Genomic DNA, 13035 nt, shown 5'->3' with positions numbered 1-13035 from the left:
GGTGGCCTAGTCGCGCTGCATCGCTGCTGGAGCCTTGAGAGCGGCGGCGGTGAGCAGTTCATGGCCATGCTCGGTTACGGCCACGTCGTCCTCGATGCGGATGCCGATGCCCTTCCAGCGCTCGTCGATGGCGGGCTGATCCTCCGGCACCGGCAGGCGATCACTCACGTACAGCCCCGGTTCCACCGTGAGCACGATGCCCGGCTCCAGCTCCTGGGGGTGCTCGCCCAGCCGGTAGGCCCCCACGTCGTGCACGTCGAGCCCGAGCCAGTGGCCGGTGCGGTGCATGTAGAGGTGCCGGTAGGCGCCGCGCTCAATGATGCCGTCCACCTCACCGCTGAGCAGGCCGAGCTCCACCAGACCCTCCACCAGCACCCGCACGGCGGTGGCATGCACGGCTTCGGCCGTCTGCCCCGGGGCCACGGTTGCCACCGCCGCCTCCTGCGCCGCGAGCACCAGCTCGTAGAGCTGCCGCTGCTCCGCTGAGAAGCGGCCATTCACCGGGAAGGTGCGCGTGATGTCGCCGTTGTAGTAATCGCCCAGCGAACAGCCGGCATCGATCAGCAGCAGATCGCCGTCGCGCAGCAGGGCGTTGTTGGCCGTGTAGTGCAGCACACAGGCGTTGTCGCCCCCGGCGACAATCGAGCCGTAGGCCGGGCCGCGGGCACCCTGCTCCAGAAAATGTTGCTCGATCACCGCCTGCACCTGCCGTTCATTGAGGCCTGGTCGCACCACCTCCCGGGCCCGTTCATGGGCCTCAGCTGAGATCCGGCAGGCCTCCCGCATCCGCTCCAGCTCCTCGGGCTGCTTGCGCAGCCTCAGCGCGTGCAGCATCGGGCAGGGGGCCACCAGCCCAAGGGCCGCCACACCGGTGCGCGGTGCCCGGTCCAGCTGCCGGGCCCAGGCCGAGAGCACCAGGGGCTCCACCTGGGGGTGTTTGCCGATGCGGAACGCGATGCCCTCCGCACCGCTCAGGTAGTCGGCCAGCCGCTCGGCCAGCTCGCTGAGGGGATGGGCGAGGTCGGCCCCGAACTGCTCCACGGCCCCTTCACTGCCCCAGCGGAAACCGGTCCACACCTCGGCGCTGGCTTCGCGCGGATGCACGAACAGCACAAAGCGCTCCCCCGGCGGGCGATGCGGCAGCAGCAGCGCCACGGCATCGGGCTCATCGAAACCGGTGAGGTACCAGAAATCGCTGTTCTGGCGGAACGGGTATTCGCAGTCAGCGTGGTGGGTCACCTGGGGCGCCGCGGGAATCACCGCCGCCACCCCCCCCAGCCGCTCCAGGAAGCGCTGGCGACGCTGGGCGTGAATCGACGTCAACGGCACCCCTCTCAGAGCTGATCTGACAGCCAGTTTGGAACAATCCTCGCCACCACCGATTAAATGGTGTGATGGCCCAGGGCCCCACCACCCCATGAACGACCTGTTGGTCCTGGCCCTGCTGGTGCTGATCGTGCTGGTCGGCTCGGCCCTCTGCTCTGGCGTGGAGGCGGCTCTGCTCACCGTCAATCCGGTGCGCGTCCACGAACTGGCGGGGCGTGCCCGGCCGGTGAAGGGGGCGCTTCGGCTGGGGCAGCTGCGTCAACGCCTGGGCCGCACCCTGGCGGTACTGGTGATTGCCAACAATGGCTTCAACATCTTCGGCAGCCTGATGCTGGGCGCCTTCGCGGCCCAGGTGTTCCAGCGCCGCGGGATTGAAGGCCTGGCCCTGCCCCTGTTCTCGATCGGGCTCACCGTGCTGGTGATCCTGCTGGGGGAAATCCTGCCCAAGGCCCTGGGCAGCCGCCTGTCGCTACCGGTGGCCCTGGCCAGCGCCCCGCCGCTTCACCTGCTGGCCATGCTGATGCGTCCCCTTGTCGTGCTGCTGGAACGGCTACTGCCGGCGATCACCGCCGAGAGCGAACTGAGCACCGACGAGAACGAGATCCGCCTGCTGGCCAGGCTGGGGTCGCAGAAGGGCCAGATCGAGGCGGATGAGGCGGCCATGATCGCCAAGGTGTTCCAGCTCAACGACCTCACCGCCAGGGATCTGATGACCCCGAGGGTGGCCGCGCCGACCCTGGCTGCGGCTGAGCGCCTGGAGCTGGCCAGACCCCAGCTGCTCGCCAATCCCGACCCCTGGTGGGTGGTGCTCGGCGACGAGGTGGATGAGATCGTGGGTGTGGTGAGCCGCGAACGGCTGCTCACCGCCCTGCTCGAGGGCCAGGGTCAGCGGACGCCGGCGGACCTGAGCGAACCGGTGGAATACGTGCCGGAGATGATCCGCGCCGATCGCCTGCTCACGGGCTTCCGGCGCAACAGCGGCGGGGTGCGGGTGGTGGTGGATGAGTTCGGCGGCTTCGTAGGCGTGATCGGCGCTGAGGCGGTGCTGGCCATGCTGGCCGGCTGGTGGCGGCCCCCACAGCCCGCCGAACAGGAGGCCGACTGATGGCCAGCCGCACCAACCCAGGCCGGGCCTCGCAGGAGCCGCCGCCGCCGCCGCTACTGCCGCCGCCGCCGCATCAGCCAGCGCATCAGCCAGCTCCTCCGACCAGCGAGCGCTGCCGGCTGCTGCTGCGGCAATGGCGCCGGGAACTGCGCCTCAACGGCCGCGAACAGAGCCTGCTGGGGGGCGCCCTGGCGGTGCTCGATCGCCAGCTGGAGCGCCTCGAGCGGCGCCACCTGCGGGTGGCGGTGTTCGGCCGCGTGGGGGTGGGGAAGTCGAGTCTGCTCAATGCCCTGCTCGGTGCGCCGGTGTTCGCCACCGATGTGGCCCATGGCTGCACCCGCCGCCAGCAGGCGGCCAGCTGGGGAGTGGCGGTGGCCGGCCTGGAGCTGGTGGAACTGGTGGATACCCCGGGGATCGATGAGATCGCCGCGCCCGGCCGGGCGCGGCTGGCGGCCCGGGTGGCCCGCGGGGTGGATCTGGTGCTGATGGTGCTGGATGGCGACCTCACCGGCATTGATCAGCAGGCCATCGTGACCCTGCTCCTGAGCGGTCAACCACTGCTGCTCGTGCTCAACCGCAGCGACTGCTGGTCCGGCGAGCAGTGCCGGGCGCTGGAGGCCAGCATTCAGGGGCGGTTGCGGGCCGTGCTGCCAGCGGCGGCTGGAGCCTTGCCGCTGCTGGCGGTGGCGGCCGCTCCCCGCCGGGCCCGGCTGCGGCCCGACGGCAAGGTGCGCAGCGACCCGGAGCCCCCCCAGGTGGAGCCCCTGCGCCGCCAGCTGATGGCACTGCTCGAGGACCAGGGGGAGCTGCTCCTGGCCCTCAACAGCCTCGGCGCCGCCGAATCGCTCCAGCGGCAGCTGCATCAGGGCCGGCTGGGGCGCGGGCGCCAAGCGGCCCAGGGACTGATCGGCCGGTACGCGGCCCTCAAGGCCACGGGCTTGGCCGCCAATCCCCTGCTGCTGCTGGATCTGGCCGGCGGCCTGGCCTGCGATGCCGCGCTGGTGGCCCAGCTCTGCCAGCTCTACGGCCTGCCGATGGACGGAAAGGCGGCCCGGGAGCTGCTCAGCCAGCTCTCCCACCAGAACGCTCTCATCGGCGGCGCCCAGATCGGCATCCAGCTGGTGCTGGGCGCCCTGCGTCAACTGCTGCTGCTGGCGGCCCCCCTGACCGGTGGCCTCAGCCTGGCCCCGGCAGCGCCGGTGGCCCTCGCCCAGGCCGCCCTGGCCGTGCACACCACCCGCCGCACCGGACGGCTGGCGGCACGGGAACTGCTGCGGCGGGGCGAACGTGGTGGCCAGCCCGGGGCCCTACGACGCCGGCTCATGGCCAGCGACCCGCTGGTGCGGCAGTGGCTGGCTGGCCGTGCCGCGGGCGACGGCAACGGCCGCACCCAGGCCCCACTGCAGGCGCTGCTGCCGTGAGAAGCATCTCCACCGTCGCCCTGCTGGGCACCAGCGCCGATCCCCCCACCCGCGGGCACCAGGCGCTGCTGGAGGGGCTGCTCGACCTCTATCCCAGGGTGGCCACCTGGGCCAGCGACAACCCGGTGAAAGATCACGGCGCCCCCCTCGCGCGGCGCGCGGCGCTGCTGGCCGCGGTGGTGGCGGCGATCGCCGATCCGCGGCTGGAGCTGGTCCAGGAGCTCAGCAGTCCCTGGGCGATCACCACCCTGCAACGGGCGGCGCGGCGCTGGCCGGCAACGGAGCTGGTGTTCGTGGTGGGCAGCGATCTGGCCGGCCAGATCCCCCGCTGGAAACAGGCCACCGCGGTGCTGCAGCTCTGCCGCCTGGCAGTGGTGCCACGGGCAGGCTGGCCCCTCGGCGAACCACAGCTGGAGGCGCTGCGCAACCTGGGGGGCGTGGTGGAGGAGCTGCCATTGCGGATTCCGCCCACCACCAGCAGCCAGGCACGCCGTCAACCAGCCCCGGATCAGGTGGCGGCGGCCGCCTGGCCGTTGCTGCTCCAGCACAATCTTTATGGCCTCACCGCCCGCCCCTGACCACCCGCCCCTGCTCCCCCGCTCCGCACCGATGCGCCTTGCTCTGGCCCAGCTCAACCCGGTGGTGGGGGACCTGGTCGGTAACGGCGAGCGCATCTTCAACAGCTGCCGGCAGGCCCACACCGAGGGGGCCAGCCTGGTGCTCACGCCTGAGCTCTCCCTGTGGGGTTACCCCCCCCGCGACCTGCTGCTGCTGCCGGCCCGCCTGCAGCAGCAGGACAGGGCCCTGGACAGACTGGCCTCCGATCTGGCTCGGGACTGCCCCGATCTGGGAGTGCTGGTGGGCATGGCCGAGCCCAGCGGCGATGCCCAGCTGCCCAACCTGCACAACGCCATCGCCCTGGTGCAGGGGGGTCAGTGGCGGGTGGTGGCCCGCAAGCAGCTGTTGCCCAGCTACGACGTCTTCGACGAGCGGCGCTACTTCCGCCCCGCCTCGACCCCGGCGGTGCTGGAGCTGACCTGGGGCGGCCGCAGCCTGCGCCTGGGGCTCACCATCTGTGAGGACCTTTGGGTCGAGGAGGAACTGCTGGGCCACCGACTGGCGGGCCCCGATCCGCTGGCGGCCCTGCAGAGCCAGCGCCTCGACGTGCTCGTGAACCACTCGGCGTCGCCCTTCGGCCAGGGCAAGCTGGCGCTGCGGCAGGAGCTGGCCGTTCGAGCGGCCCAGCGCCTGAACTGCCCGGTGGTGTATGTGAACCAGGTGGGTGGCAACGACGAGCTGGTGTTCGACGGTGCCAGTTTCGTGGTGGATGGCAACGGCGCCGTGGTGGCCAGGCTGCCCTGCTGCGCCGAAGCCCTGCTGGTGTGGCCGCTGCCCAGTGAGGCTGGCGCGTTGGCCCAGGGGCCGAGCCTCCCCCACCAGGCGGCACCATCACCCCCCCAACCGCTGGAGCAGCTGCTGCTGGCCCTGGTGCTGGGGGTGCGTGACTACGCCCGCAAGTGCGGCTTCCGGCGGGCCCTGCTGGGCCTCAGCGGCGGCATCGACTCGGCCCTGGTGGCCGTGATCGCCACGGCCGCCCTGGGCGCCGATCAGCTGCTGGCCCTGCTGATGCCCTCCCCCTGGAGCTCAGCCGGCTCGATCCACGACGCCGAGGCCCTGGCCCGGCGCCTCGGCCTGGCCACCCGCACCGTGCCGATCAGCGCCCTGATGGTCGGGTTCGACACTGCCCTCACCCCCGCCCTGAGCCAGCCGCCCGAGGGCCTGACGGCCGAGAACCTGCAGTCACGCATCCGCGGCACCCTGCTGATGGCGATGGCTAACCAGCAGGGCCGGTTGCTGCTCTCCACCGGCAACAAGTCGGAGCTGGCGGTGGGCTACTGCACCCTTTACGGCGATATGAACGGGGGCCTGTCCGTGATCGGCGACCTCTACAAAACCACCGTGTTCCGGCTCTGCGCCTGGCTGGACAGCCCCGCCTCCCAGGTCTGCCGACAAGCGCTGGGCCTGCCCCGGGAGGGGGAGCTGATCGGTGCCGCCATCCGGCTCAAACCCCCCAGCGCCGAACTGCAGCCCAACCAGCGCGACAGCGACTCCCTGCCGGACTATGCCCTGCTCGATCCGGTGCTGAAGGCACTGGTGGAGCATCGCCACAGCCCTGAGCAACTGGCGGCTGAGGGCACCGACCCCCAGCTAGCCCAGCGGGTGATGGCCCTGCTGCAGCGGGCCGAGTTCAAGCGCCGGCAGGCGGCGCCGGTACTCAAGGTGAGCAGCCAGGCCTTCGGCAGCGGCTGGCGCATGCCGATCGCCGCCGTCTGAGCCAGGCTTGGGAGCCCCTGTTCTGGCTTGATGGCCGCATCGCCCTCCCTTTCCGCCCCGATGGCCAGCATCGGCGTGCCCACGGAAATCAAGCGTGACGAGCGCCGCGTGGCCCTCACCCCTGACGGGGTGAGGGAGCTGGTGGGCCAGGGCATGGAGGTACGGGTGCAGGGCGGCGCCGGCCTGGGGGCCGGCATCGACGACCAGGACTTCGCCGAGGCCGGAGCCCGGCTGGTGACCCGCGAGGAAGCCTGGGCCGCCCATCTCGTGGTGAAAGTGAAGGAGCCCCAGCCCGAGGAGTTCACCTACCTGCGTTCCGATCTGGTGCTGTTCACCTACCTGCACCTGGCGGCCTATCCCGATGTGGGCCGGGCCCTGCTGGAGGCCGGCACCACTGCCGTGGCCTACGAGACGGTGCAACTCGAGGACGGCAGCCTGCCCCTGCTGGCACCGATGAGCGAGATCGCCGGCCGCCTGGCGGCCCAGGTGGGGGCCCATCTGCTCGAGCGCCCCCACGGCGGCCGCGGGGTGCTGATCGGAGGCTGCACCGGCGTGCGGCCGGCGCGGGTGGTGGTGCTCGGTGCTGGCACCGTGGGCTGGAACGCCGCCCGGATCGCCGCCGCCATGGACGCGGAGGTGTTCCTGCTGGACCGCTCCCCCCAGCGCCTGCGCGAGCGGGAGGCCGAGCGCCGCGGCCGGTTGGTGAGCCTGGTGAGTAGCCGCAGCCTGGTGGAGCGGCTGGTGCCGGCGGCCGATCTGGTGATCGGCGCGGTGCTCACCCCAGGCGGCCGGGCCCCAACCCTGGTGGAGGAATCCCTGGTGGAGCGCATGAAACCCGGTTCGGTAATTGTGGATGTGGCCATCGACCAGGGGGGCTGCATCGCCACCAGCCGCGAAACCACCCACACCGATCCGGTGCACACGCTCCATGGGGTGCTGCACTACGCGGTGGGCAACATGCCCGGCGCAGTGCCCTTCACCTCCACCGAAGCATTGGTGAGCGTCACCCTCCCTTACATCCTCGTGATGGCGGGCCGGGGGCTGGCGGAGGCGGTCACCGATCGGCCCGAATTGCTCTCCGGCCTCAACACCGCCGCCGGGGCGGTGTGCCACCCCGGGGTCGCCCGGGCTCTTGGAGTGGCCACCCGCCATCCGATGGCCTGCCTGCGCTGAGCTCGGCTGGGTCCAGAGACGATGCTGAACCCCGCCCGCATCCGCATCCTGGCCGTGGGCAGGGTGCGCAAGGGCTGGATCCGCGAGGGGCTGGAGCTCTACGGCCGGCGGCTGCCGGGCCTGTCGATCGTGGAGATCCGCGACTCCACCCCGGCCAGGGAAGCTGCCGCGATCGCAGCCGAGCTGCGCTCCGATGAGCAGCTGGTGGCACTGGCCGAGGAGGGCGGCGAACTGGGTTCGCTGGCCTTCGCCGATCGCCTGAGCCAGGGAGGCTCCACACGGCTGGCCTTCGCCATCGGTGGCGCCGATGGCCTGGCAGCGGAGCTGAAGGCCCGCGCCAGCTGGACACTCAGCCTCTCGCCGATGACCTTTCCCCACGAACTGGCGCGCCTGCTGCTGGTGGAGCAGCTCTACCGAGCCCAGGCGATCCTGCAGGGCAGCCCCTACCACCGGGCCTGAGGCCTGCCACCCGGGGGCTCACCCATCCAGCGGTTCGATCGGGCGGCGCAGGGCCGCCGGAGCGATTCCCTCCCTCAACGCCAGCACCAGCCCAGCGGCCTCGGCGTAGCCGACCGCGGACAGCACCGTGGCGCCGGCGTCCTCCAGGGCCAGGGCCTGGGCGCTGACCTGAAGCAGGCAGGGATTGTCCACGGCGATCAAGGGCACCCCCCGCTCCACGCAGGCCAGCACCGCCTCTCCCCCGAGGGCACCCGCCGGAGCCACCACCGCCCCGAGCTGCTGGCTGTGGAGCAGGGGCCCGGCAGCCGCGACTGCCGGGCCCGCGCCGGACAGGGGCAGCAGATCGGGCGCCCGGCTGAGGCCCACCAGCACGCAGGGCAGGAAGGTGGTGCCCAGCTCCTCGCCCGCAGCGCGGGGATCGAGGCCGCGCTGCAGCGGCAGCGGCCGCAGGGCTGGGGCGTGGGCGCAGGGCAGCAGCAGGTGACGGCTGAGCAGGTGGCTGATCACCGCCTCGGCCCCTGCCAGCGCGTCCACACCCGCCCCGCTGCGGTAGGCGGCCAGCGCTTCACTGTGCGGATCCTCGGGGAAGCGGGCCACCACTGCAATCGCCGTGGCGCCGGCGTCGCGCAGCTGTTCACCGGCCCGCAGCAGGGCATCGGGCCGCGCCAGGGTGCCCCAGCTGGCACCACTGGGCCCCAGTTCCACACCCACGCCCAGAGGCACATCCGTGGTCAGCACCGGACCGATCTCAAGACCGAGGGTGGCGCGGCAGCCATCAGCCACCTGCAGGTGGCGCAGCCGCAGCTCCTCCTCGATGCCGGCATCAAGGAGGAGGCCCACGCGGCGGCTGCGCACCGGCCGCAGGGCCAGGTGCCCTGCCGCAAAACGGCCCAGGGCCCAACCCTCCACGTAGAGGACACGGGGATCGCTCCAGTAGAGCGCCGCACCGTTGATGACGTTGGGATGGGTGATCAGACAACCGCTGGCGGCGGCCAGCAGGCGCGCCGCGGGCAGGGCGTCGCCGGCATAGCCGCCGGTGGCACAGCCCACACCGGAGGGCACCACCATCAGGGTGGGGAGGGGGCAGCCCTCGGCAGGCGGGGGGAGGGCCGTCATCGCCCGGGCGACCGCCCTGCCGCTGGGGCAGGAACCAGCACCACCGCCTCGAGGAAGAGCACATCACCCTCGGCGGCGGTGATCGCCCAGCGCAGGGGCTCCCCGTGGGCTGCCAGCAGAGCATGGATCTGGGGTCTCAGCGCCCCAGGCCCACGCCTCAGCTGCAACGCCAGGGGGCGAAGCAGCACTGCCGTGGAGCTGCTCACTGGAGCTGGCTCATTTCTGGAACTGACCGAACTGGATCTCGTAGAGGGCATCCTCCATGCCCCCCTGGAGCTTCAGATCACTGCGCGGATAGGCCACACACAGCAGGGCATAGCCCTGTTGCTGAAGCTCCGCCTTCACACCCATGGCATCGGGCTGGTGCACCGTTCCCTCGCTGAGCAGGGCCGCGCAAGTGGTGCACACCCCCGAGCAACAGGAGCTGGGCAAGGGCACTCCGGCCTCCTCAGCAGCCGCCAGCACCGTCTGGTCGTCGCGGCAGGGAAACGTGTGGGTGGTGCCGCCGAGCGTGGCCACGACGGTGAAGCTGGCACTCATGGATCGTTATCGGTGGGTTCAGGGCTGTGCCGGGCGGCTTCAGGCCGGCGGGTATCCATCCTCAGGGATCGCCAGCCAGTGGCTGGGGTGGGGAGCGAGATATTCCGGCGAGGCTTGTCCCTCGCCCATGGGCGGAGCGGTGAGCACGAAGTCGAGGCTCAGTGAGCAGCGCAGCGCATCGGGGTCGTCGTTGGGAAGCACGGCGTGGTCGATGCAGGACGGGAACACCACCAGCAGCCCCGTGCGGGGAGCCACATCCAGCCAGGGCCGGGTCCAGGGCGTGGGGGTCAGCGGCCCGCCATGGCCGACACCGAGGCCAGCCACCAACTCATTGACCTGGCGGAGCGGCCACAGGCGCAGGCAGCCTGAGCGGCCGCTGCCATCGCCGCTGAGGTAGTAGATCGCACTGAGGTGGGCATTGGGATGATGGTGGCGGCCCACCACCTGAGTCGGTTCGCTCAGCACCGGCCAGCAACGCTGCAGGTGCAGGGTCAGCTTCCGGGGATCGAAACCGAGCTGGTCGAGATAGCTGCGCACATGATTCGTGAGCTCGGCGATCAACGGACTGAACGTGGCATGGTGGTGCAGCTGCCATACCCCGTTCAGATCACCGGTCCAGGCGCAGCCGGGATCCGGATTGGACTCAGCCTCACCGCGCAGAGCAAGCAGGGCCTGCAGCTGGCCGGCGAGTTCGAGGGGATCAGGATGGAGCTGCACCTGCCCCAGCGCCACGGGGAACAGGGGCTCGATCGTCAGCGCTCCCGGGGAGGGCAGGGGCAGGAACACGGACCGACTCCCGGTGGGGCAGTGCGCTCAAGCATCCCAGCGCGGCAACCGGTAGGGGGCTGATGCTGATGGCCCAGACGAAGCAGGGTCGCAACCTGCCCGGACTGGGCAGGCAGCTCCTGGAGGCCGACACTGACAGCACAAACACCGCATGTCCCATGGAAGACCCTGGGACTCGACTTGAGCTGGCCGTGCCGTGCTGCGCAGGGGCAGAGGGTCAGACCGTCGCGGTGGACCCGCCCACCACTTCCAGGATCTCCTGGGTGATGGCCGCCTGGCGAGCTTTGTTGTAGTCGAGGGTGAGGCTCTTGGCCAACGACTTGGCGTTGTCGCTGGCGTTGTTCATGGCCGTCATGCGGCTGGCCAGCTCTGACGCCGCGGCTTCCTGAAGCGAGCGCAGAAGCTGATTCTGCACATAGAGCGGCAGCAACGCATCCAGCAGCTGTTCCGGGCTCTGCTCGAAGACGATGTCCGAGGGCAGGCTGGGCACAGGATTGGGCTCCGTACCCGGTTCAACCACCAGACGACCCTCGCGGGTGGTGAGACGGAAAATCTCATCCTCCGGGGTTGCGATGCCCTGAGGGTCGAGGGGCAGCAGGGTCTGGATGACCGGCTGGGAACTCACCAGGTTGATGAACTTGGTAAAAATCAGCTCCACCCGATCACAGGATCTCGAGAGAAACTCAGCCAGAACTTCGTTGGCAATCGCACCCGCTTCTTCAGCATTGGGTACCTGCTCGAGACCGGTGAAAGTGGCACGCACCGAATAGGTATCGGCACGGTTCTGGAAGTAGGTGATGGCCTTGCGACCGATCAGCACGAGGTCAACCTTGAAGCCCTGGCCGGTGAGTTCGGCATGGCGCTGTTCGGTGCGCTTGATGATGTTGGCGTTGTAACCACCGCACAATCCGCGGTCGCCGGTGACCGCCAGCAGAGTGATGCACTCCACGGGTCGATCGGTGAGCAGGGGGACATCCGCATCGGCAAAGCCAATGCGGGACTGCAGGTTCTCGAGCACACGCGCCAGACGATCGGCAAACGGTCGGCTGCGCAACACCTGCTCCTGGGCGCGGCGCACCTTGGCAGCGGCAACGAGACGCATGGCCTCGGTGATTTTGCGGGTGTTCTTGACCGAACTGATGCGGTCACGGATTTCCTTGAGATTGGCCATCGGTTTGGCTCCCTCAGGCGGTGGCGAGCATGGTTGACTTCACTTCCTTGATGGCCTCTTTGAGCATGGCCTCAGTCTCCTCACTGAGCACCTTCTCGGCCATCACCTTGGCGATGAAGTCAGCCTTGTTGGTCTTGATGTAATCACGCAGCTCACGGCAGAACTGGGTAACGGACTCGACGGGAACCTCGTCAATCAGGCCCTTCACACCGGCGTAGACAACAGCAACCTGCTCAGCGAGGTTCAGGGGACTGAACTGGGGCTGCTTGAGGATCTCCCGCAACCGCTTGCCACGGGCCAGCTGGGCCTGGGTCGAGGCATCCAGGTCGGAGGCAAACTGGGAAAAAGCCGCCAGTTCGTCGAACTGGGCCAGCTCCAGCTTGAGGGTGCCGGCGATCTTCTTGATGGCCTTGGTCTGGGCCGCACCGCCCACCCGGCTCACCGAGATGCCCACGTTGATGGCGGGTCGCAAGCCGGAGTTGAACAGGTCGGAGCTGAGGAACACCTGTCCGTCGGTGATCGAGATCACATTGGTGGGGATGTAGGCGGAAACGTCACCGGCCTGGGTCTCGATGATCGGCAGGGCGGTCATCGAGCCCTTGCCCATGGCGTCGCTGAGCTTGGCGGCCCGCTCCAGCAAGCGGCTGTGGAGGTAGAACACGTCGCCGGGATAGGCCTCACGGCCGGGCGGACGCCGGAGCAGCAGGGACATCTGGCGGTAGGCCTGGGCCTGCTTGGTGAGGTCGTCGTAGATGACCAGAGTTGCCTTGCCCCTGTACATGAACGACTCCGCCAGAGCCGCTCCGGTGTAGGGAGCCAGGAACTGCAGGGCCGCCGGTTCGGAGGCGCTGGCCGCCACCACGATGGTGTAGTCGAGGGCTCCCTTCTCACGCAGCACGTCCACCACGTTGGCCACCGAGGCCGACTTCTGACCCACGGCGACGTAGACGCAGACAACGTCCTCACCCTTCTGGTTGATGATCGTGTCGATGGCGATGGCGGTCTTGCCCGTCTGGCGGTCGCCGATGATCAATTCCCGCTGGCCGCGGCCAATGGGGATCATGGCGTCGATGGCCGTGATGCCGGTCTGCATGGGCTCATGCACCGACTTGCGCTGGATGATGCCAGGGGCCATCGACTCGATCAGCCGAGTTTCACTGGAGGCGATCTCACCCTTGCCGTCAATGGGCTGACCGAGGGAGTTGACCACCCGGCCCAGCATGGCGTCACCCACCGGCACCGAAGCGATCTTGCCGGTGGCCTTGACCGTGCTGCCTTCCTGAATGCCGAGGCCTTCCCCCATCAGCACCACACCGACGTTGTCATCCTCAAGGTTGAGGGCAATGCCTTCGGTGCCATCCTCGAACTCCACCAATTCTCCGGCCATCACCTGCTGCAGGCCGTAGACACGGGCGATGCCGTCACCGATCTGCAGCACGGTGCCGACGTTGCTGACAGAGATCGACTTGTCGTAGTCCTCAATTTGCTGCTTGAGGATGGCGCTGATCTCGTCGGGACGGATGGAAACCATGGCGGAAAGTTGCGGCGGGAAGCGGCGTCGGAAAAGTGGTGGAGAAGGAGTGGGCGGGTGGGAATCGGAGCCG

13 protein-coding genes are annotated in these 13035 nt (G+C 69.6%); 6 read left to right on the top strand and 7 right to left on the bottom strand.

Going from position 1 to position 13035, the window contains the following annotated elements:
* Positions 1-6: 6 nt before the first annotated feature.
* A complete protein-coding gene (locus KBY96_RS10310) occupies positions 7-1323 on the bottom strand; it encodes an aminopeptidase P N-terminal domain-containing protein (RefSeq protein ID WP_254979284.1) in 1317 nt (438 codons plus the stop codon).
* Positions 1324-1417: 94 nt separating this feature from the next.
* Between KBY96_RS10310 and KBY96_RS10305 the strand changes: the two genes are divergently transcribed.
* Genes KBY96_RS10305 through KBY96_RS10280 form a run of 6 tightly spaced genes read left to right on the top strand, consistent with a single transcriptional unit; the run spans position 1418 to position 7818 of the window.
* On the top strand, positions 1418-2431 hold the full coding sequence (locus KBY96_RS10305; protein WP_254979283.1) for a CNNM domain-containing protein: 1014 nt from the start codon (positions 1418-1420) through the stop codon (positions 2429-2431).
* On the top strand, positions 2431-3852 hold the full coding sequence (locus tag KBY96_RS10300; protein WP_254979282.1) for a DUF697 domain-containing protein: 1422 nt from the start codon (positions 2431-2433) through the stop codon (positions 3850-3852). The genes KBY96_RS10305 and KBY96_RS10300 overlap by 1 nt, the downstream gene beginning before the upstream one ends.
* Entirely contained in the window at positions 3849-4430 is a 582-nt protein-coding gene (locus KBY96_RS10295) for a nicotinate-nucleotide adenylyltransferase (protein ID WP_254979281.1), read from the top strand. Before KBY96_RS10300 ends, KBY96_RS10295 begins: the two co-directional genes overlap by 4 nt.
* A gap of 31 nt (positions 4431-4461) precedes the next feature.
* Complete coding sequence (locus tag KBY96_RS10290) at positions 4462-6186, top strand: NAD+ synthase (protein ID WP_254979280.1); 1725 nt, start codon at positions 4462-4464, stop codon at positions 6184-6186.
* 30 nt (positions 6187-6216) lie between these two features.
* Positions 6217-7359: an alanine dehydrogenase gene (ald, locus tag KBY96_RS10285; RefSeq protein ID WP_254979279.1), complete on the top strand. Its 1143-nt coding sequence runs from the start codon at positions 6217-6219 to the stop codon at positions 7357-7359.
* A gap of 24 nt (positions 7360-7383) precedes the next feature.
* A complete protein-coding gene (locus KBY96_RS10280) occupies positions 7384-7818 on the top strand; it encodes a 23S rRNA (pseudouridine(1915)-N(3))-methyltransferase RlmH (protein WP_254979337.1) in 435 nt (144 codons plus the stop codon).
* A gap of 18 nt (positions 7819-7836) precedes the next feature.
* On the opposite strand, the gene KBY96_RS10275 is transcribed toward KBY96_RS10280, so the two are convergent.
* The 6 genes from KBY96_RS10275 to atpA form a co-directional block, all read right to left on the bottom strand.
* Positions 7837-8934: a DUF3326 domain-containing protein gene (locus KBY96_RS10275; RefSeq protein ID WP_254979278.1), complete on the bottom strand. Its 1098-nt coding sequence runs from the start codon at positions 8932-8934 to the stop codon at positions 7837-7839.
* Positions 8931-9140 carry a hypothetical protein gene (locus KBY96_RS10270; protein ID WP_254979277.1) on the bottom strand — a complete coding sequence of 70 codons (210 nt, stop codon included), beginning with the start codon at positions 9138-9140 and terminating at the stop codon, positions 8931-8933. The genes KBY96_RS10275 and KBY96_RS10270 overlap by 4 nt, the downstream gene beginning before the upstream one ends.
* Before the next feature lie 10 nt (positions 9141-9150).
* Complete coding sequence (locus KBY96_RS10265) at positions 9151-9474, bottom strand: 2Fe-2S iron-sulfur cluster-binding protein (protein ID WP_254979276.1); 324 nt, start codon at positions 9472-9474, stop codon at positions 9151-9153.
* Between the two features lie 39 nt (positions 9475-9513).
* Positions 9514-10260, bottom strand: a complete 747-nt coding sequence (locus KBY96_RS10260) for a putative 2OG-Fe(II) oxygenase (RefSeq protein ID WP_254979275.1) — start codon at positions 10258-10260, stop codon at positions 9514-9516.
* A gap of 217 nt (positions 10261-10477) precedes the next feature.
* Positions 10478-11431 carry a F0F1 ATP synthase subunit gamma gene (locus tag KBY96_RS10255; protein WP_254979274.1) on the bottom strand — a complete coding sequence of 318 codons (954 nt, stop codon included), beginning with the start codon at positions 11429-11431 and terminating at the stop codon, positions 10478-10480.
* A gap of 13 nt (positions 11432-11444) precedes the next feature.
* Positions 11445-12962 carry a F0F1 ATP synthase subunit alpha gene (atpA, locus tag KBY96_RS10250; protein WP_254979273.1) on the bottom strand — a complete coding sequence of 506 codons (1518 nt, stop codon included), beginning with the start codon at positions 12960-12962 and terminating at the stop codon, positions 11445-11447.
* Between the last annotated feature and the right edge of the window lie 73 nt (positions 12963-13035).

The sequence above is a fragment of the Cyanobium sp. ATX 6A2 genome (assembly GCF_024346355.1).
Lineage (GTDB): Bacteria > Cyanobacteriota > Cyanobacteriia > PCC-6307 > Cyanobiaceae > NIES-981.
The sequence above is the reverse complement of the archived record's forward strand: the minus strand, read 5'-3'. Positions and strand labels throughout refer to the sequence as shown.